The 21,129-nt window shown below is 57.0% G+C and carries 17 protein-coding genes; all 17 read right to left on the bottom strand.

Going from position 1 to position 21,129, the window contains the following annotated elements; genetic code table 11:
• Positions 1-247 precede the first annotated feature (247 nt).
• The 17 genes from O9Z63_RS01690 to asnB all read right to left on the bottom strand — a co-directional run bounded on the left by O9Z63_RS01690 (position 248) and on the right by asnB (position 21,036).
• Positions 248-937, bottom strand: a complete 690-nt coding sequence (locus O9Z63_RS01690) for a DUF1919 domain-containing protein (RefSeq protein WP_270127534.1) — start codon at positions 935-937, stop codon at positions 248-250.
• Between the two features lie 80 nt (positions 938-1,017).
• Entirely contained in the window at positions 1,018-1,944 is a 927-nt protein-coding gene (locus tag O9Z63_RS01685; protein ID WP_270129229.1) for a glycosyltransferase family 8 protein, read from the bottom strand.
• 41 nt (positions 1,945-1,985) lie between these two features.
• Positions 1,986-3,014 (bottom strand): glycosyltransferase, encoded by a 1,029-nt coding sequence (locus tag O9Z63_RS01680; RefSeq protein ID WP_270127533.1) that lies wholly within the window; start codon positions 3,012-3,014, stop codon positions 1,986-1,988.
• Between the two features lie 65 nt (positions 3,015-3,079).
• Complete coding sequence (locus O9Z63_RS01675; protein WP_270127532.1) at positions 3,080-4,135, bottom strand: glycosyltransferase; 1,056 nt, start codon at positions 4,133-4,135, stop codon at positions 3,080-3,082.
• A gap of 58 nt (positions 4,136-4,193) precedes the next feature.
• The gene (locus O9Z63_RS01670) at positions 4,194-5,135 is read right to left on the bottom strand and encodes a glycosyltransferase (protein WP_270127531.1); all 942 of its coding nucleotides are present in this window, start codon (positions 5,133-5,135) and stop codon (positions 4,194-4,196) included.
• Between the two features lie 46 nt (positions 5,136-5,181).
• A complete protein-coding gene (locus tag O9Z63_RS01665) occupies positions 5,182-5,823 on the bottom strand; it encodes an acetyltransferase (RefSeq protein WP_270127530.1) in 642 nt (213 codons plus the stop codon).
• A gap of 82 nt (positions 5,824-5,905) precedes the next feature.
• Positions 5,906-6,985, bottom strand: coding sequence for a DegT/DnrJ/EryC1/StrS family aminotransferase (locus O9Z63_RS01660; RefSeq protein WP_270127529.1), 1,080 nt, complete (start codon positions 6,983-6,985; stop codon positions 5,906-5,908).
• Positions 6,986-7,038: 53 nt separating this feature from the next.
• A complete protein-coding gene (locus O9Z63_RS01655; protein ID WP_270127528.1) occupies positions 7,039-8,580 on the bottom strand; it encodes an ABC transporter ATP-binding protein in 1,542 nt (513 codons plus the stop codon).
• Positions 8,581-9,172: 592 nt separating this feature from the next.
• The gene (locus O9Z63_RS01650; RefSeq protein WP_270127527.1) at positions 9,173-10,984 is read right to left on the bottom strand and encodes a hypothetical protein; all 1,812 of its coding nucleotides are present in this window, start codon (positions 10,982-10,984) and stop codon (positions 9,173-9,175) included.
• A gap of 200 nt (positions 10,985-11,184) precedes the next feature.
• Positions 11,185-12,144, bottom strand: coding sequence for a glycosyltransferase family 2 protein (locus O9Z63_RS01645; protein WP_270127526.1), 960 nt, complete (start codon positions 12,142-12,144; stop codon positions 11,185-11,187).
• Positions 12,145-12,165: 21 nt separating this feature from the next.
• The gene (locus O9Z63_RS01640; RefSeq protein ID WP_270127525.1) at positions 12,166-13,272 is read right to left on the bottom strand and encodes a DegT/DnrJ/EryC1/StrS family aminotransferase; all 1,107 of its coding nucleotides are present in this window, start codon (positions 13,270-13,272) and stop codon (positions 12,166-12,168) included.
• 77 nt (positions 13,273-13,349) lie between these two features.
• Positions 13,350-14,927, bottom strand: coding sequence for a glycosyltransferase family protein (locus O9Z63_RS01635; protein ID WP_270127524.1), 1,578 nt, complete (start codon positions 14,925-14,927; stop codon positions 13,350-13,352).
• A 364-nt stretch (positions 14,928-15,291) separates the two neighbouring features.
• Entirely contained in the window at positions 15,292-16,239 is a 948-nt protein-coding gene (locus tag O9Z63_RS01630; RefSeq protein ID WP_270127523.1) for a GNAT family protein, read from the bottom strand.
• On the bottom strand, positions 16,224-16,631 hold the full coding sequence (locus O9Z63_RS01625; protein WP_270127522.1) for a sugar 3,4-ketoisomerase: 408 nt from the start codon (positions 16,629-16,631) through the stop codon (positions 16,224-16,226). The genes O9Z63_RS01630 and O9Z63_RS01625 overlap by 16 nt, the downstream gene beginning before the upstream one ends.
• A 22-nt stretch (positions 16,632-16,653) precedes the next feature.
• Positions 16,654-17,640, bottom strand: a complete 987-nt coding sequence (locus O9Z63_RS01620; protein WP_270127521.1) for a UDP-glucuronic acid decarboxylase family protein — start codon at positions 17,638-17,640, stop codon at positions 16,654-16,656.
• Between the two features lie 103 nt (positions 17,641-17,743).
• Positions 17,744-19,087, bottom strand: a complete 1,344-nt coding sequence (locus tag O9Z63_RS01615) for a UDP-glucose dehydrogenase family protein (protein WP_270127520.1) — start codon at positions 19,085-19,087, stop codon at positions 17,744-17,746.
• Between the two features lie 38 nt (positions 19,088-19,125).
• Complete coding sequence (gene asnB, locus O9Z63_RS01610) at positions 19,126-21,036, bottom strand: asparagine synthase (glutamine-hydrolyzing) (RefSeq protein ID WP_044013901.1); 1,911 nt, start codon at positions 21,034-21,036, stop codon at positions 19,126-19,128.
• Between the last annotated feature and the right edge of the window lie 93 nt (positions 21,037-21,129).

The raw sequence follows: 21,129 nt of genomic DNA, 5'->3' as shown, positions 1-21,129 counted from the left end.
CAGCATCAACTAGCTTTTGATAATGCGCCGCAACCTCTGCGGGCATTGAGCCAATATTACCGGGCAGAATATAGCGATGCGCAGGAACCTCCGGAAACGTATTGACCACCGTAGTTGCTTACCAGGCGGGCAATATTTTAGACAGCTCGGCTATCAAAAAATCAATTGCTTTCTTTAGCATGAAACGCTACAAAAGAAAATTTGCGTGCTATCAAATAGCATAATTATAAGCCAAATATATACCTAGCTACTGACCTACTCCGAGTAATTTGTGCATGATCCAACTTGCCAGTGTAAAGCTGTAATTTCCCGTATTGATCCAGTTGACCAAATCATAATTGGACATAGAATTTTGGAACATGTGTGCTCCGTTGGTCGTGTAGCGGCTTACTACTATGGCATTTTTCACCGTGGGCACGGGCTCCTTCACCAGCAGCAAACGCCGGTAAGGCATCTGCTCAAATTCCTGTAGCAACTCCGGCGTTGCCCCATCTTTGCTGCCGTCTAATTTTACCAGCAGATTATCCCAGTTGATACGTGCGGCCCGGCGCTGCCACTTTTCCTGCGCTTCCTCCACAGAATTGTAGTGCAAAAAGCTGATTTCGACTTTATCGCCCAGCGTAGCCAGCGGATAGGGATTCGCCTGGCGAATCTTGTTGATTTCCGGGTAGCGGGAAGTATCCTGAAAAACCAACTCCTGTGCTATATAATACTTTGGATTGCGCAGAAATTCCAGATAGCATGGAGCCATTAAGAATAAGCCGATGAAAGGCGTATTAAACGGAAAAGACAAATACTTGTAGACTTCGGCGCCCCAGCAGTCATTAGAAAATACCGTAAAGTCCTTGTTACGAACCAAACGCACCTGCCGGCGTCTTGCCTCGAACCGACGTTTGCCGGCAATGCGACTTGCTATTTTATCAACCACTAGCAGCATGGTATTTTTCTTTTATTAAACAAAACCAACACTCAACTTGACATGGAAAGTCTGGCATTCCGACTTTGGCAGCCCACAGCTTACTTCCGGCGCCGGCCTAATGCCAGAGCAGGATAATCAATTGCCCATTCACTGAGCCGTATCTCAATCATTTTCCGAATTTTATGCCGGTTCCAGGTAAAATTATCGTAGCGCCGACGATATTTTCTGGGCACTTTATCGAGGTAATCGAAATAGAGGCTCCGCAGCTTGTTTTCGCCGAGCATGGCCCAGGGCTTATGCTGCGTCGTGAAATGCAGAACAACTACATTTTGCAAAAACTGCCGTAATTGCTTACGTGGATGCTCATGCGGAATGTCGCGATACATCGTATTGAACCGAGTATCCAGCTTCATCCAACTCTCCAGCAGTACTGCATTCAGGGCATCCTGATCGGGGTACACTAATTTATCGGCATTCTTGCCGATAAAGTCGAGTACTTTGGCGGTGATTTCCCTTTTCTGCCACTCAATCCGGTCGATAAGCAGCACTCCCGAATTAAAGTAGGAGTTCGGTTTAACAATGCCCAGCTCCGGTCTGCTATCAACAAAATCGCACACGGCCGCTACCGGCAGGCCCTGCATTGGAGTATCGAACAACGCCTGTAGCTGGCCTAATACAATGATGTCGGTATCGAGGTAGATGAATTTCTCTACCTCCGCCGGCAACAGCACCGGAAACATCAGTCGATAATAAATGGAGGCCGTCCACCAAAGAGTTGGCGGCAGCACAAAGTCGCTGGCAAAACGCTCTTCCAGCGTGTAGAAGCTGATACTGCTATAATAGCCCGCGCAATAGTGTTGTAGCTCTTCCCGCTGCAAAGCCGTCAGGCCCGTTTCTATAGCGTGGACTACAATCCTATTGTGCGCATTATTAAGGAAGATCGAAGTAAGCAGCACATACACCGGGGTCACATAGTTCTGGTCGAACGCTATGGCGACGTGTATACTTGGGCTACTGGTTCGCACTGGCGGCTGGTTTCCTTCGGCTTTCCCTGACACGGCTCGGATTATTTGTTGGCAAGTCGGTTGCGCAGCTCACTGATCTGGTGAAATACGCGCACGGCTTCTTCGCGCTGCTTCACCGAGGTCTGGAAATTATAGTACAACCGAAGCGTTTCGAAATTGCTGAGTATGCCTTCCTGCTGCCGGCGGAAGGCGGCGTTCAATAAGTTGCTAGGCTGCTTGGCCATCTGCAGGGCCAGCCAGACCAGGCGCTTGTTGTACAGCTGACGAAACTGGCTTTCCGTCAGTTCCGGGTGGCGGAAAATGAAGTAATACACAATGCTCGTCAGCTGGGAAGAAGCAGTGCCCTGCCCTATTCGCAGCAGATAATTCCAGGTCAGACGCTCCTTGAACATGAAGTGCTTGAAGCGCAGCCGGTCATCGTACCAAAGCTGGTAGCCGGCCAGCTGCAGGGCGTCGCCCAGCTCCACATCCTCCCCACTCACAATGATTTTGCCGCGTTTGGTAGAGGTAGTAAAGCGGAAGCCATGATCCAGCAGCTTTTGCCAGGCGGATTTGCGCACAACTGAGCCGGCCCCGTACAAATAGCCTTCGTGCGCCGGCAACGGGCCGCTTTTGCCTCCGTTTTGGGGGCCAACGGCGTACACCGCCTGAAAGGTCTCAAACCAGGCGGGAGGCGGCACTTCGAACATGCCTTCCGCATGAGCGCCCAGCACCCCGATTTCCGGATGCGCGCTCATTATCTCATCTACCAGCGTCAGGTAGTTGGGCGCTATCCAGTTATCATCATCGATGATGACAATGTTCTCGTAGGCCGCCTCGTTGAATCCCCGGATCAGCGCGTTTTCCTTGCCGGCTACCGGCTCTTCGAGTACGCGAAACGGAACCTGAATTTGCAGGGTCTCGCGCAGGCTATGGGCTACCTCAATCGTATTGTCCGAAGAGGCATTGCTGATAATGAGCACTTCCCACGCTATGGTATTACTCACCTGCTGGGCCGCCACATGCCGGAGCGTATCGGGCAGGCGCGTAGCACCGTTATGCGTGCAGATAAGAAAAGTTATTCCGTTCACCTTGCAAAGGTCAAAATTTAAAAATCATTCTGCCCCGAGCAGCAGAATGCCTGGAATGCTGCCTGCTATTTGTCCAGCTGGTGCAGGCGGGCAATGAAGGCAGCTACCAGCTCGTAGCTCTTGTCGCCGGTAAGCTCCTTTTTTACCAACGTCTTAAACTGCTGCCAGTAAAAGCTCGTTCGGATAGCCGAAGACTCACCCTCCCGAAAACGCTCGTTGTTTTTGAGCATCTTGTTCAGCGCAACGAATGCGTATTGCAGGGAGAACTTAGCGTTCCTCAGCCAGATCAGCGGCTTACTGCCCGACGAGTTTCCCTGCATGGCCCGGATGTAGTCCAGGTAAGGGCGCAGGGCAGATTCCGACTCGGCATTGCCCGCAAAGATGCGCTGTACGTAATTCCAATTCAGGCGCTGCGCCGGAATGAAATGCTCAAACCGCAGCCGCTCGTCGTACCAGATTTTGTAGCCGGCCAGTACGAAGGCATAGCACATTTCATTGTCTTCACCGGAGGTAAGCTTATCGCCATGCCGGCCCATCAGCATCGATTTGAAGCCAGCCCGGTGAATTTTCTGCCAGGCCGCTTTGCGGACGACACAGCCGGCGCCGTATACGTAGCTGGGGTGGCGCGTAATGTCGCCCTGCCGGTCAGCCTGCTTGTCGGCGGCATAGATAACAGCGAATTCGGGAAACCAGGCCGGAGGCGTTATTTCACACACCGGGCGGCCGATTCCGCCTAGGGCACCAATCTGCTTATCCGCTTCCATCACCTCCCAAGCCAGGGTCAGGTAGTTGTCTTCGAGCCAGTTGTCATCATCGACGATGCACACGTATTCGTAGCGCGCCGTGGCGAAACCCAGCTCCAGGGCGTTGCTTTTGCCGCTCTTGCCTTCGTAGAGCACCTGATAGGCAAAGGGAAACTTCAGCTGCTCAAACGTAGCCGCCGCCATCTGCGACGTAGCGTCGGTCGAGGCATTATCCACCACCAGCACCTCCACGGCAAATTCGGCGGCGTTTACCTGCTGCCGGGCCAGGGCCTGCAGGGTTTCTGTGATGCGGGTGGTGCTGTTATAGGTACAGATCAGGACGGTAATACCGCGCTCAGGTCGGGCGACAGGGATCATAGCAAAACTAGGCTGGGAGCAGAATTCGGGAAGTAATGGCGGGGCGCTGGGTACACGGTTATTTCCCGGTTAGCTTTTGGTACCACTGGTAGGCCAACTGCTTTAAATGGCTGACGGTGCGGCCCCGCCCAACCACCGAAATGGCCTTCCAGTAGTTGTAGTAGCTTGCCAAGCGGTTGCCATCCTGCCGCAGCCGGGCGCTTTGGTCGAAGTGCAGGCCCTCCAGAAACTCGTCGAAGCGGCCGTGGTACCGGGCGTCGACCATCTGCTTGTAGTAGCTGGTTTCGAAAATCTGCTTTTTGTTGCGGGCAATGATGCGCGCGTTCTGCGTGGCCGACATAATGCCGCCGGGGTGCAGTCGGTAGTGCGACATCACCTCGGGCAGGTAATAGATGTTGCCGGTGCGCGTCAGCAGCAGGTGCAGGGAATAGTCGCCGCTGAAGGCGCTGTGCACCCACTCCGGAATCGGAAACAGGGCCGAGCGGCGAAACACCATCGAGGCGGTAGGGATAAACCAGCCGTACTGGGCAATGTCGCCCTGGGTAAACTCCTTTTCGTGCTTGGGCAGCACCGCCGAATACTTGTCGCTGAACAGGCGCGGCGGTATCGAGTTATCGTCCATGAACTCCTCTGCGTCGTGGATGCAGGTGGTGCAGCCGGGGTGGGCCTTCAGGATATCGACCTGCCGTTGCAGCTTGTCGGGGCTGGTCCAGTAGTCGTCGCCTTCCAGCAGGGCAATGTAGGTGCCGGTGCTAGCCTGCAAGGTCGCCAGAAAGTTGCCCATCACGCCCAGGTTCTTCTCGGGCAGCAACAGCCGAATCCGGTCGGGGTAGCGCCGCTGGTAGTCGAGGGCAATCTGCCGGGTGCTGTCCGTGGAGCAGTCTTCGCCCAGCACCAGCTCCACGTCGAAGTTCGTTTTCTGCATCAACACCGATTCAATGGCCTGAGCCAGAAACCGTTCGTGGTTGTAGGTAATGCAGCAGACGCTTACGGTGGGCATACTTGGAATCATGAAGAGGAGCTTGAATGCTTCTGCAAAGGTGCGACTATTCGGCCGCTACCGGCCGCCGCACGATGCGGCCCGGCACGCCAACGACCGTGGCTCCTGCCGGCACATCTTGAATAACGACGGCACCGGCCCCGATTTTGGCCCCCACTCCTACCTTCAGGCGGGGCAGCACCGTGGCATTGGCTCCCACCATCACTAGGTCGTTGAGCTGGCAGCCGCCGAGCAGGCGCGCCCCCGGCGAGATTTCGCAGTAGTTGCCCACCACCACGTTGTGATGCACGGCCGCGCCGGCGTTCAGCAGCGTGCCTTCCCCGAGGCGGGTAGCATTGGCTACAAACGTATGGTGCATGATGTTGAGGCCCGCACCCAGCTCCACTTCGTGCTGCCCAAGCTGGGCGGAGGAGGCCACCACGGACTGCAGTTGCCCGCCCAGCCCCCGGAACTTGTCGGCCAGCCGCTGCCGCAGGTGCCCGCCACCCAGGCCCAGCACAAAGGCCGGATCCTGGCGGAACAGGGCCGGCACTTGGTCGAGGCTGCGCAGCACGGGGTATTTCCCGAACAGCAGCGGCTCCAGGTCCGGCGTCACGTCGTCGAAGAAATACAGGGAATCGGCTTCGGCGACGTGCGGCAGGCACTGCAGAATTTCTATTGCGTGGCCACGGGCTCCGACTATCAGCATGAAGTCAAACGGTAGAAATTAAACTGGGAGAAAGGCTGCCCGGGGCAGCCTACTTTCGGTGCAACTGGCTTTTCAACTACGCTTACAGGGCCGACTTGATGACGCGGCAGATTTCCCGGACTTCCTCATTGGTCAGCTCGTAGTACAGCGGCAGGCACAAAGCCCGGGGGGAAATGTCTTCGGAAACCGGGGCCGACTGCGGGCCGGCGTACTCCAAGGTGTTGAGCGAGGGGTAGAAGTAGCGGCGCGGGGTTACGTCGGCGGCGTTCAGGGCGTCGCGCACGGCCAGCAGCACCTGCTCGGAGGGCATCACCGTGGGGTAATACGAGTAGTTGTAGCGCGTCGTGTGCTCTTGTAGCTGGGGGCGGCGCACGGCGGTATCGGCCAGCAGCGCGTCGTACAGCTCACTGATTTCCTGGCGCCGCTGGATCAGCTCGTCGACTTTGGGCAGCACGCACAAGCCCATGGCGGCATGAAACTCCGAGCTTTTGCCGTTGACGCCCACGCCCCAGAACGCCTCGGGCCCGTTGTGCCCGAAGTTGCGCATGTAGCTGATGCGGTGGGCCAACTCGTCGTCATTGGTGACGATGGCGCCGCCTTCCACCGTGTGAAACAGCTTGGTAGCGTGAAAGCTCAGCGTCGAGATGTCGCCGTAGTTGAGCACCGACGTATCCTTGTAGGTCACGCCGAATGCGTGGGCCGCGTCGTATATCACGCGCAGATTGTGGCGCTGGGCCACGGCTTCAATGGCTTCCACGTTGCAGGGGTTGCCGTAGACGTGCGTGGCCATAATAGCCACCGTCTGGGGCGTAATGGCGGCTTCGAGCAGCACCGGGTCGAGGCACAGCGTCAGCGGGTCGATGTCGACGAATACCGGGGTGCTGCCCTCCCACACGATGCTGGAGGTAGTCGCCACGTACGAGAAAGGAGTCGTCAGTATTTCGCCTTTCAGATCCAGCGCCTTCAGGGCTATCTGCAGGGCAATGGTGCCGTTGTTAACGAAGAATAAGTGCTTAACGCCCAAGTAGTCTTTCAGGCTTTTCTCCAGCTCCACCACCAGTGGCCCCGCGTTGGTCAAGTATACCCGCTCCCAAATACCAGCCAGATAGCCGACATATTCCTCCATCGGGGGCAGATACGACTTGGTTACATTAATGCTCATAAAAGCGGAAACAGGTTTTCAATTGAATTATTTTACTTGGCGATACAACCTGCTTAGTGTTGTACAATCTGGCGAACCAGATCCTGGTATTGATGCGTGGCCACTACCTCCCCCTGATTCAACTCATAAATCCGGTCACACTCGCGAAGCGTGGTAATACGGTGAGCAATGATGAGGATGGTAATGTCGGTGTGGGAAAGCTTATTGATGGCCTCGTTTACTTCCCGCTCCGTTTCGTTATCGAGGGCGCTGGTAGCCTCGTCCAGCACCAGCACTTCGGTGCGCTTGTAGAGCGCCCGGGCAATGCCAATGCGTTGCCGCTGCCCACCCGACAGCTTCGAGCCCCGCTCCCCGATGTGCGTGTTTACGCCGGCGGGCAGGTTGTTGACAAAATCCGCCAGCGAAGCCTGCTCAATGGCATACTGCAGCCGCTGCTGATCCACCTCCACGTCGCCGAGCGTGATGTTATCCTGAATGGAAGCCTCCATCAGGAACGTATCCTGCTTCACGTAGCCGATGATTTTGTACCAGGCTAACAGATGCTGGGGCGTCAGAGGCTTGCCATCGACGAGAATACGCCCCTCCTGCTCCACATAAAACCGGAGCAGGATATTCATCAAGGTGGTTTTGCCAGAGCCGGAGCTACCGATAAAGCCTATCTTTTCGCCCTTCTTAATGTCGAGCTTAATACCTTTGAGTGTGCGCTGGGTAGCGCCGGGAAAGCTGTAGGAAATACCGTCGAACGAGAGCGAATGGTTGAAAGTAATCGGCAACTGCTCGGGATGCTGCGGCATAAGGTACTCAGCGTCATTTTCTGAGTTGATGATTTCAATGGTGTATTGGGCCTGCTTGAGTTGAAACAGCGACTGTAGCATTCTATTTACAGAAGGCATCAGGCGGTATGCAGCGGCGGCAAACAGGCCAACTAGAGCAATCAGATCGGAGGCGTTTTCTGAGAAAAACAGCGCGTAGATAAAGATGGTGAGTACACCCAGAATGGCGACCATCTCAATCATCTTGATGGGCAGCAGACTGTAGAGGTAGCCTTCGGCGTCCAGCTTTTGTAGTTCTTCCTGGTTGTCCAGCAGGTTACGGCGGAAATCCTGCTGCTTGTTGGCCAGCTTAAGCTCAATAAATCCGGTAAACAAGTCACTCAGAATGCTGAAGGAAACCGGCCGCAGCGCGTTTACCCGGTGGCCTATTTCCTGGGTTCGGGTTCTGAGCAGCCGATACATAAGCCAGGTGGTAGGCACTAGCACCACGCCCAGAATAGCGAGCAGCAGCGGCTTGTAAACAACGATACTGATGACAATGACCGCAATAACGGCTACTTCCGAAAAGAAGACAAACAACGGCCGCAGAATACCGCTGACGTACACGCCCGGTACCTGAAGGGCCGCGTTCATGAGGGCCGCAGAGCCGGTGTCGCTGAATTTCCAGAAGGAAAGGTTCAGATATTTAGACAGTTGGCTGGCAATGATTTTCAGACCAATATCGGCCGTAAAGCGCGTCTGCAGGTAGTTAACCCAGGTCGTGAATAAATTCTTGAACAGGAAGAACAAGAAGATAACGGCCATCAGAAAAAGCAGGAACATTTTCTCCGATTGAAATCCCAGAAGCTGGTATATTGGAAAAAAATACTCGCTTTTCTGCACCGCGCCGGGTTCAGCCGCCACCATCATGACTGGCACCAGCGCGGCCAAACCGAAGACATCCAGAAAGGAAGAAATCAGAACCAAGCCGAACATCCAGATGGCTTTGTACTTCTGGGTTGACGTCAGATAATAGCGAATGCTATTAAGTGAATAGCTGATGATTCCAGTGTTCATAAGGAAGGGGCCCGCTTAAAAACTGAAAGGCAGGAGGCTATATACTCCTTGCAGAGTCAGCAGTTCTCAAGTCTTAGGGTGGAGCAAAGTTACGGATTTTGTGTTAGATACTGCTTTCGCCCCCTGCTTATGGGTAGCGGCACAGTTGGCAGTAGCCCACAGTTTCGCGATTTGCAGCACTCTGGCGAGGTCTGTGGAGTGGCGGCTTGGTGCTGCAAACGGCACAGGCCCGGCCGGGTTGCCAGGCAATGCGCTCAGCTCCGGCAATCAACCGCTTAGCGGCCCTGCGGTAGCTGAGCCGGCATACAGACCGCCCCCACCACAGGCCGCTCAGGGGCAGCGGTAAGGCTCCACCCTATCAGCGAAGCGGTCTGCTTTTGGGAGCGTACACCGTCACGGTATCCTGATAATCGCGCCATCCGTACTGATTGGCCGCGTACGGACTCAGCAGCCGGCGTACAACCGTATAGCCGCTGGGGAAATTCATGCCGTGGCTTTTCATACACTCTAGTATCTGCGGGCCGGGCTTTTCATTCACCAGCACAAAGGCCTTGGTTAAATCGAGCCTGGTTTTGGCCAGGGCGTCGCAGTTGCGCACGTCGAGTTGCCCAAACATCCATGGGTTGCCGGGCGAGATTCCGTCGAGGGCGTACACCAGGCCCGGCATATCGTAGAGCGCCACAATGGGTATACCGGGCCGAAAGCCGGCCTGCCGCATGCTTTTCCGCAGCTCCGTCATGTAGGCGGCCGTTTGGGCGTCGAGCTGCAGTACGACCGGCGCGTGGGTTTGGCCGAGGGCAACGGGCACTTTCTGCTCCATCATATTGGTGGCTTGCACATACGGGGCAAATACGAGCCCGTAGGCGCTCTGCTCGGCTATAACGAGGGCCGGCACCAGAAATACGATGCCGCGCACCACCGGCAGCACTGAAACAGCCGGCATACTGACGAACATGATGCAGAACAGGGCCAGCCAGTAGTTTATGTCCAGCATGAAATTCATAAACAGGTTGTTGTAGGTACCCACGGCACCAACGAACGGCAGCAGGATAAGCCAAGCGGCAATAATTATTTTGCGCCATTTCAGCTTCCTGAATGGTTGCTCCAGATAAGCGGCGGCGAACATAGCCGTTACCACGAAAAGCAGCGCCAAAAACCACACCGCTGAGCGGTTATAATTCAGGTGCGTGTTCTTGTACAACCCAGTGCGCAGCGCCTCATAACCGATGAACGCCACCACCAGTACGGCGGCCCCAATCTGCAGCGCGAGGGCAGGACGCCACTGTCGGCGCAGGTAAGCCCGCGTCAGAAAGAAGCCCGCCAGGATAAAGATTGAAAACGGATAAATAAGAGTGCGGATAATCGGGTAGGCATCCTTCAGGTACCGTACCAATAAGCCGCCGTTGTAGCTGGTTTGCAACAGCAGTTGCGTTTCGTGCACGAAATTCGTGTGCCACACCCCAAATGACTGAATACTAACAAAGAACAACAGCAAACCCGTAACGAAACCGGCCAGGGCAATGCCCACCGGCACGTACCATTCCCGGATGTTGGCTAACCCTGCATACAGCGCCAGCACAACGAGGCCGGTAGCCAAGGCGCCCAAGCTGGAGCTACCTTTCACAAATAAATCCAGCCCGATGAATATGCCGCCGATATACAGAAAAGCATGCCGCCACTTCAGACCCTTGGCGCTCGGGTAAGCGCTGTAGAGCAGCACACTGCTGGCAAAAGCCGCAATGCAGAAGGAGTTGATGTTATTGTAGAAAAGGGTGCGGGGAAAGATTGAATACTGCAGAAAGTTGCCGCTGACGAACAAAGCTGCCAGCAGTCCGAACGGCAAAAGCCCGGCCTGGTACTTTTCCTTTATCCATACCCACAACCCACCAGCCAGCAACAGTCCGGCCGCCACTGTAGTAAACAAACCCGCCAACCGATAGCCAATAATGGACGTGGACGCCGGACTCAGTATCTTACTGACAATGAGGTTGAAGCTAGTAAACCCGGAGCTGTACTCGGCCGGATAGGTGTAGCCCAGCAAATAAAAACTTTCATCCGTCAGATCGAAGCCCTTGTTTATCGTCCAGAGAAAAAGCCCGATGAGAAAGGCGGCTACAGCACCTACTAATACGGTATAAACAACAAGCCGCGGGGCGGAATCGTGATTCATAGAGGGTAGCCTTGCGTGAGGGTACTACAGTGCGCGAAACAGAGAAACTATACTACCCGCATGAACGGACAGTGTAGTGCCCAAGAAGAATTTGCCGCCGCAACTACGCCGGTTCGGGCGCAACAGCACTAGGGCGAAGCAAACTACTCGTTCCGGGTTTGTTCGATTGCGGCTACGGGTAAACTGGCGCAACCGGAACCTCACCGGGCTATACTGCCCGGCAGCGGCTGATTAGCATACAGGTTCTTGACAACGTACAGGGGCCGGCTGCGGGCGGCATCCAGGCCCCGCCACACATATTCGCCGATGATACCCAGGGCAATCATCTGGAAGGCGGATACGAACAGGAGCACCAGCATCAGGGTGGTCCACCCTTCCACTTCAATGCCGCCGAATACTTTCACGCCCAGGATGTAGAGGCCGTAGAGCAGGGCCACAAAGCCCATGCCCACGCCCAGCACCGAAATGGCCCGGATGGGAAAAAAGGAAAAGGCCAGAATGGAGTCGATGAACAGCTTGATCTTCTTCTGGATGGTCCAGCGCGACTTCCCGATTTCGCGCTTGCGGCGCACGTACGGAATGTTCACGTAGGGGTAGCCCAGCCACACCATCAGGTAGAACAGGTTGCTGTTACGCTCCTTCAGCTCCAAGATATGCTCGCCGACCTGCCGGTCGAAAAAGACGAAGTCGAAGCCGCCGTCCGGAATGTTGGGCAGGGCAATTTTCTTCATCAGGGCGTGAAAGGTTTTAGCGAACAGCTGCTGCAAGCCCGTTTCTTCCCGGTCCTGGCGGTTGCCGATAATCAGTTTCAGCCCCTTTTTCCAGTAGTCGTACATCTGCACCATCAGCTCGGGCGGGTCCTGCATGTCGGCCGTGATAATGGCCATACAGTCGCCGGTAGCCTGCTCGATGCCGGCCACAATGGCGTTGTAGGAACCCACGTTGCCGGCCAGTTCCACTACCCGCACCTTATCGGGGTAAGCCGCCTGAAATGTCAGCAGCTCCCGCAGCGTCCCGTCACCGGAGCCATCATCCACCAGGACGTACTCGAAAGTCAGCTCGGACGGGAACAGGGCCTCATTGGCAATCAGCTCCCGGCTGGTGACCGGAATATTACCTTCGTTGAAGTAGCAGGGAATGATGATCGATAACTTGGGCATCGAGGGGAAATAAGGACAGAATTACGACTTGAAGAACGCGCGAATCGCGCGGCTGACCACTTCTACTTCCGCCTCCGTCATCCCGGGCCACATCGGCAAGCTTAGGCAGCTGGTGGCCAGGGCCTCGGCAAGGGGGAAATCACCCGCCTTGAAATTCATGAAGCGGTAGGCTTCCTGCAAGTGGGGCGGGATAGGGTAGTGAATCAGCGTGCCGATGCCCTGCTCGCCCAGGTACTTCTGCAGCTCGTCGCGGCGGCTGGTGCGCACCACGTACAGGTGATACACGTGGGTAGCGCCGTCGGCCGTAGCGGGCAGTGCCAGATCGGCAATGCCGGCCAGGTGCTTATCGTAGAGGGCGGCTACTTCCTGGCGCTGGCCCGTCCACTCCATCAGCATGGGCAGCTTGGCGCTCAACACGGCGGCCTGCAGCTCGTCGAGGCGGGAGTTGTGGCCGATTACCTCGTTGTAGTACTTCTGCTGGGAGCCGTAGTTGCGCAGCGTCCGAACTTTTTTCGCCAATTCCGCGTCGTTGGTCGTCACGGCTCCGGCGTCGCCGAGGGCGCCCAGATTTTTGCCGGGGTAGAAGCTAGTGGCATTCACGTCGCCGAAGCTGCCAGTGATGCCGCTGCGGTATGTAGCACCCTGCGACTGGGCGTTATCTTCCACTACATACAGGTTGTGGCGCTTGGCCACTTCCATAATAGCCTCCATCTCGCAGGCCTGCCCGTAGAGGTGTACCGGCATAATGGCGCGGGTGCGGGGCGTAATGGCGGCTTCGAGCAGTGCGGGGTCTAGGTTGTAGGTCGCGGGGTTGGGCTCGACCGGCACAGGCGTCGCGCCCACGAAGGAAATAGCCAGCCAGGTGGCGATGTACGTGTTGGAAGGCACAATTACTTCGTCTCCTTCTTTGATATCGATGGCTTTGAGGGCCAGGTGCAGCGCGTCCAGGCCGTTGGCGACGCCGATGCACTCGGTCGTCGTGGAGAACTGGGCGTACTCAGCTTCGAACTGCTTGACGGCCTCTCCCAGTACGTACCACTGGGAATCGAACACCCGGCTCATGGCTTCGAGCACCTGGGAACGGATAGCCTGATTTTGGGGCGTGAAGGAGAGAAATGGAACTTTCATACGGCGAAGATAAAGGATACCGGCCAAGCCGGTAGAGAAGTGCGTTGTTTTGAGCAGTTATTCCTGAGCCAAGGCTGTTAATCAGCCGGCTCGGGCGGGGCAGTTCGGGACCACCGACGGGGTATCCAACCGGCCAGCAGAAGTGCGGCCGGCACCAGCATGAACACATCGGCCTGCAACAGATACCGCATTTCCATCGAACGAAAAATAATGGCCATGTAGCCAAAAATAACGGCACTGAACAGCAAGGCTGGCCTGAGCCCGGGGAGCTTGCGATAGCGCCAAGCACCAGCCAGGCCAATGACCAGCAGAATGGAACGCCACGTGAACAGCAGGGAAGAAATCCGCTGCGCCATCGTCATCTGGGTTCCGGCCGCCGTCTTAAACTGACTCTTGAAAAGTATTTTCCGGAGGTTCTGCAATGGTACCTCGACCCGGGAACGAATTGGGTGGCGGTGTTCGTAACTGGCCTGCAGCCGTTGAAAACCAGCTGCTACCTGCGGGTTGCAGTTGCGGTGGCGCAGGGTGTTGGCGAGTTGAGCCTGCCGGTACTGCTCCAAACCGTTTTCCGACGTATCGGGAGCACCCGCCCCGGCAGCATACAAGGTAGCCCGCACGTGGAAGCTGGAAGCGCAGGTGCGGCTCAGCACAACCAGGGAATCGATCAGCTGCTTTTCGGCGGGCGTACTGATAACGTGCGCCGGAAAGGCGGGCTGCTTGGCCAACAGAATTTCGTCGATTCCCATCGTCACATCGTTGGTCCAGGTCAGGATCCAAGCCAGGGCAGCCTGGGTGTCTTCCCGCAGACTGGCGTAGCCGGCCGCCGCGGGTTTCAGGGGTATGAAGCGGCCCATCGTTGCGTAATTTCGCATGGGCCACCAGACGTACAACGACAAAAAGCCCAGCACGACGAAAGCCAGGGGGCGCACCGCGCCGACCCGGAACCCGGCCCGCGCGGCGCGGCGTAGCAGGTACAGCACGGTAATGGCCAAACACACGCCCAGAAACTCCCGCACGTACAGGATTACCGCCAGCAGTACGCCCAGCAGTACCCAGTTCCGCGTCCGGGGCCGGGCCAGCAGCAGCGTGGCCCACCACAGCAACACCAGAAACAGGCCGAGCGTCTCCGTGCCGATAATCGTTACCCAGACAATGCTGAACGGGTAGAAAGTCAGCAGCAGCGCGGCTACCAGCGGGGCCCAGGAACGGGCCGGAGCCAGCCGCGCGGTAACGACGTACAGCAGCCAGATGCCCAGCGTATCGAGCAGCACTTGGGTAACAGCAACGGCCAGCAGCGCAAATCGGTCAAAAACCAGGTAATGCAGCCCGTAGAAAAAAGGATAACCCGGCATGCGCCCCACGGCCGCATCCGGCTCCAGCAGGTCGAAGGAGTAGCGGCCGTATTGCAGCAGGTTGTGGAAGCTGAGTATATAGGAGTAAGAATCGCCGTTGTTGTAAATATCACCTTGCCGGCCCGCATAGTATATTTTGGCTCCTACCAACAGGAAAAGGAGCCGCACCCCCAGGCCGACCAGCAGCAAAGGCCATACGTTGGGCCAGGCCCTGCGCAAACTGGCCCGCAGGCCGGGCCGGGGCGTTTGCTCATCTGATTCTTCCCAACTACTTCCCGCAGGCAATGCATTGCTAAAAGTCATATTCCCTATGCTATAAATGGCGGGATAAATACAAGCGAAACGACCGGCAGGAAATTGCCACCGATAGGAAGACAATTCCTTCGGCGGAAACTTCCGGCAAGGTCCGTTTACCAGACACCTACTACTGCACCACGGTCAGACCTGAATTTCTGACCAACCGGCCTGCCTTTTTCTGAATTGGTTCTGCTGCAGAACCAGTGGTTCGGCCACCTGCCTGAACCTGTGTGCACGTCGCTCTTCGCCACGGATAATTTCCGAATCTGACGGGGAATAATCGGCTCGGGCCGATGCTATGCCGCGCGGCAATGATATACCGCGTTTGTATGCCGCATCAAACTCAACAACGCGAAAAAGCTATTATAAATTATACTGACCAGGCCAACACGTGGCTGGCACCGCCGAGCTTAAAGCCCAGCTTCTCGCAGGTTCGGAACACGGCCCGGTTGGTTGCCTGCGTCGTCATCAGCACATACTCCGCGCCCTGCTGCCGGGCCCGCTGCACGGTTTCCGACACCAGCTTCAGGTGCCAGCCCCGATTGTCGGGGCCCACGGCGGTAAGCATCACGCGAGAAAAGCCCGAGCCCAGCTCGGCGGCATGAGCCCGTAGGTCGCTAATGGCTAGGAAGGAATCGACGGGCAGGTTTTCCTCGGCCGGTACCAGTACGGCGTCGCAATAGCCTTCCACAGCGGCCGAGGCATACCGGGCCAGGAAACGGTCACCGGTGTCGCCCGCAAACCAGCGGTCCGCGTGGAAACGGTCGTACTCGTTGCGCGCGGCGGCCGAAATCTGCCCAATGGCAGCGGCTTCCTCCTTGCGGGCCAGCCGTACCGGGTAGCGCGGCTGCTCAAACGTGGCAACGGCATCGTGAAAGAACAGCAGCCGGGTTTCGACCAAGCGCCAGCCAGCGGCCCCCAGGGCCTGTGCCACGCGGGTATCTTCGGCCGGCAGCTCGGCAAAGCAATACGTAGCTCCCTGCTGCTGCAAGTGCTGCCGAAACGCCGTGCCCGCCGCAGCCAGCACGGCCGCCGAAGCGTCGGCGGCAAACAGCATGGTGAACACCTTGTAGACCTCGGCCTGGAAAAAGTCACTGTCCCAGGCCAGGTAGCTGTACAGAAACTGTACGGTAGCTCCCTCCTGCTCAAACGCAAATACCCGGTGCGTAGAATCAGCAGCGTACTGCTCGGCCAAACCAGTACCGAACAGCCGCTGCTGCGTTTCTACGTCAAGCTTGCGCAGGAAATTATAAGGCGAATAAAAGAACAGTTTATCCGCCCGGGCGGCTACCAGCGCTGGGTTTACTTGGCTCCCCATACGCGGCGAAAATCGTCGTACTGCCGGATGTAATCCTGTTCGTTGTAGCGCGTGGAGGCAAATACCAGCTGCACGGCCGTGTGCGAATACTGCATGGTGTGCCAGGCATTCGGGGGCACGTACACCCCCACGTGCGGCGACTCCAGGACGAAGGTTTGCACCTCGCCATCGGGCATTTCCGTCGTCACGATGATGCGGCCGGCCACGGCTACCAGCACCTGTTCGGTGGCGTGGTGGGCATGACGGCCCCGCACGATGCTTTCCGGCGTAAAGTACGTCCAGAACGTGCGCTCAATAGGAAACGGGATAATCCCGTTGGCTTCCCCGACGGAAATGTAGCCGATATCGGTGGCGCCCAGCTTTGGAAACTCAATTAAATGCGGCTTTTGCATATACGTCGGGGAAGACCTGAAATTAGAATGTCCGGGGCGTGTTATTTACCTGCCCTGCGGCGGCTACCTGCACGTGCTCCTTGAAGTACTCCAGGGTGCGACGCAGGCCTTCGGCGCGGTCTACCTTCGGCTCCCAGCCCAGGATTTCCTTGGCTTTGGTGATATCCGGCTTACGCTTCATCGGGTCGTTCTGGGGCAGCTCCTGATAGGTGGGCTTGAACTCTACGTTCATGAGCTTGGCAATTTCCTCACCGAACTCCTTGATGGTAATTTCGTCGGGGTTGCCGATGTTCACAGGCAGAGCGTAGTCGCTCAGCAGCAAGCGGTAGATGCCGTCCACTAGGTCATCCACATAGCAGAACGAACGGGTCTGTGAACCGTCACCGAACACGGTCAGGTTCTCGCCTCGCAGGGCTTGGCTCAAGAAGGCTGGCAACACGCGGCCGTCGTTGAGGCGCATGCGCGGGCCGTAGGTGTTGAAGATGCGGACAATACGCGTCTCTAGGCCGTGGTGGTTGTGGTAGGCCATGGTAATGGCCTCCTGGAAACGCTTGGCCTCGTCGTAGCAGCCACGGGGGCCAACGGGGTTTACGTTGCCGAAATATTCTTCTACCTGCGGGTGCACTTCCGGGTCGCCGTACACTTCCGACGTGCTGGCAATCAGCATCCGGGCGCCTTTCACGCGGGCAAGGCCCAGCAGATTGTGCGTACCCAGGGACCCTACCTTAAGGGTCTGGATTGGAATTTTCAGGTAGTCAATCGGCGAGGCCGGCGAAGCAAAGTGCAGGATGTAATCGAGCTTGCCGGGTACGAATACGAACTTCGATACATCGGCATGATGAAACTCGAAGTCCTCGCGGCCGAACAGGTGCTCGATGTTCTGCAGGTCGCCGGTGATGAGGTTATCCATGGCAATAACATGGTAGCCCTCCGCCAGGAAACGCTCGCACAGATGAGAGCCCAGGAAACCGGCCCCGCCGGTAATGAGTACGCGCTTTTTATCAGACATGCTGGTAGTTGTTAGTTGTTGGTCGTCAGTTGTTAGGCTTCAAGGAGCACCATTCGTTGCCAGTTGCCGGCTTAGCTGACAACTGGCAACGAATACCTGACAACTAAGACGCTACTGGCTCGTGATGAGCCGTACGAATACCGATGCAGTGGTAGGCAAAGCCTGCCTCCTGCATCTCCTTAGGGTCGTAGATATTACGGCCATCGAAGATAACCTTCTGCTTGAGCAGCTTACCTACTACCTCGAAGCTGGGCGAGCGGAACTCCGGCCACTCAGTCACCACCAGCAGCGCGTCGGCATCCACCAATGCTTCAAACTGATCCTTGGCGTATGTAATAGTGTCGCCGAGCGTGTGCTTGGCTTCAGGCATGGCCACCGGATCGTAAGCCGACACAGTGCAGCCTTCAGCCAGCAGCTTCTCGATAATCACCAGCGACGGTGCTTCCCGCATGTCGTCGGTCTTGGGCTTGAACGACAGGCCCCAGATACCGAGCTTCTTTCCTTTCAGGTCGCCACCGAAGTGCTTCTTCACTTTGTCGAACAAAACCTCTTTTTGGGCGTCGTTCACGCTTTCCACTGCTTGTAGCACCTGCATCTGGTAGCCGTTTTCGGCCGCGGTTTTGATGAGCGCTTTCACATCTTTGGGGAAGCACGAGCCGCCGTAGCCGATGCCAGGATAAATGAACTTCGTACCAATACGGGCATCAGAGCCAATACCCTTGCGCACCATGTTCACATCAGCCCCCATGATTTCACACAGGTTGGCAATGTCGTTCATGAACGAAATCTTGGTGGCCAGCATGGAGTTGGCCGCGTATTTCGTCATCTCCGCCGACGGAATGTCCATGAAGATGATAGGGTGGCCGTTGAGCAGGAAGGGCTTGTAGAGCTTGCTCATCACCTCCTGCGCCCGCTCCGACGATACGCCCACCACAATGCGGTCAGGCTTAAGGAAGTCGTCGATAGCGGCGCCTTCTTTGAGGAATTCCGGATTGGAAGCCACGTCGAAGTCGATGGTGACACCGCGCTTGGCCAGCGCCTGCTCCAGTTCGGTGCGCACCTTGGCAGCCGTCCCGACCGGGACCGTGCTCTTAGTGACGATAACACCGTAATCGGTCATGTGCTCGCCAATGCCGCGCGCAACGGCCAGCACGTATTTCAAGTCGGCCGAGCCGTCTTCGCCAGGAGGTGTGCCCACGGCAATGAATGCTACATCAGCATTTTTGATGCCTTCGGCCAGGCTGGTCGTGAACTGCAGGCGGCCGGCGGCCACATTGCGGCTCACCATTTCTTCCAGGCCAGGCTCGTAAATAGGCAGAATGCCTTGCTTGAGATTATCGATCTTCTTCTGATCGATGTCGATGCAAGTCACTTCAATGCCTACTTCAGCAAAGCAAGTGCCTGTGACCAAGCCAACGTAGCCGGTGCCTACTACTGCTATTTTCATGGGGTATGGGAAAAGAATCTGTTGGTTAACAGTTTTAGCTACTGGGCCATCATGTAGCGCTTGTACCAGTGCTGGAACACGATGAGCGCCCAGATACGGGCGTGCACGTCGCCGGGGCTGCGGGAGAACAGCTGGGTTTTGAGGGCACGGATGGCATCTACGTCGAACACGCCCTGCGCTTCGATAAAGGCATCTGACAGCAGGTCGTCCTCGATGAGGGGGCGCAGCTCGCCGCGGAACCACTTTAGCAGCGGTACCTCGAAGCCATGCTTGGGGCGCTTGTAGAGCTCCTCGGGCAGCAGCGGCCGGAAGGCGTCCTGCACGATACGCTTCTTCATCTTCGCGTCGATTTTGCTTTCGACGGGCAGCGAGAAGGCGAAGCGTACCACGTTGGGGTCAAGGAAGGGCGGGCGCACCTCTAGGGAGTTGGCCATGCTCATCATGTCCACCTTGGCCAGCATGTCGTAGGGCAATACCAGCGTGGTGTCGGTCAGCAACACCTCGTTCAGGTCGCCGTCGGCGTGGATGTTCTCCAGGATGTCCTTGCGGCGCTTCTCGGCCAGCTTCTTGCCGACTTTGCGGCGGGAGGCAGCACTGAGCAGGTTGCGCGATTCCTTCTCGGACGTGAATGAGGCCCAATCGTAATACCGGTCCTTGGGGCCGCTGAGCATGCCGCGCGAGAAGCGCTGAAACTGCCGCACGCGGTTGCCAAAGAAGCTGTTGCGCGACTTGGGCAGAATATCCCAGAGCAGGTTGAGGCCGGTTACGGCTTCGGCCTTGAAGCCGCCCTGCCGCACCTGAAACTCGCCCATGTGCTTGTTGTAGCCGGCAAACAACTCGTCCGCACCGTCGCCGCTGAGGGCCACGGTGGCCTTTTCGCGGGTGCGCTTGCTGAGGATGTACACGGCCAGGGCCGAGGAGTCGGCAAAGGGCTCGTCGATGTAGTCGAGTACATCGAAGATGTGGTCGTAGAGGTCCTGGTTGGTGAGCGAGAAGACCGTGTGGTTGGTCTTGTACTTCTCGGCTACCAGCTTGGCGTACTTGGTTTCGTCGAAGAAGGGCTCATCGGCGAAGCCAATGCTGAACGTGTTCAGGTGGTCGGTGTGGCGCGTAGCCAGGGCCACCACCACGCTCGAGTCGATACCGCCGCTCAGGAAGGCGCCAATCGGCACGTCGGCCACGAGGCGGCGCGCGGTGGCGTCGTCCAGCAGCTCCACCAGCTTGGTTTTCTGCTGCTCGTAGGTGGTCTTGTTTTTCTCGACGCGCTTGGCATCGTACGGAATCTTATACCAGCGCTTGCGCACCACTTTCTTGCCCTTGATGAACAGGTAGTGGCCGGGCAGCAGCTTCTTGACGCCCTTGAAGATGGTGGCGGGACCCGGAATGTAGTTGAGCTGCAGGTACTGGCTCAGCGCCACGTAATCCATTTTGCGCGGAATGCCCAGCGCTAGCAGCGACTTCATTTCCGAGGCAAAAAACAGCTTGTCCTCGTCGCGGTAGATCAGCACGGGCTTCTCCCCCATCCGGTCGCGGGCAATGAACAGCGAGTCCTCCTCCTTATCGTAGATGGCCAGGCCGAAAAAGCCGTTCAGCTTCTTCAGAAAGCCACGGCCTTCGGTGATATAGAGCCGGAGAATGACTTCCGTATCGGTCTGCGAATGGAAGTGGTAGCCCTTCTTAATCAGGCGCTGGCGCAACTCCCGGAAGTTGAATATCTCCCCGTTGAAGACGATGGTGTAGCGCCCCGACTCATCGGTCATGGGCTGGTTGCCATCGGCCGAGAGGTCGAGGATGGCCAGGCGCCGGAAGCCGAGGCCGCAACGGTCGTACACGAAGTGTCCCTGCGAGTCGGGGCCGCGGCTGACAATGGCGTCGGTAGAGGCCGGCAGGGCGGCCAGCGCGCTGCGGCCCGTGTCGGTGAAGGCAAATAGTCCGGTAATTCCACACATAGAGCGGACAAAAGTACGAAGGTTCAGCAGACTTGTTGAGGGAAAAGACGAACAGGGGCGCCTCGCAACCAAACCTGGTCCAGCTTAGTACAC

Origin of the sequence: Hymenobacter yonginensis, from assembly GCF_027625995.1 — a bacterium.
GTDB lineage: Bacteria > Bacteroidota > Bacteroidia > Cytophagales > Hymenobacteraceae > Hymenobacter > Hymenobacter yonginensis.
The sequence above is the reverse complement of the archived record's forward strand: the minus strand, read 5'-3'. Positions and strand labels throughout refer to the sequence as shown.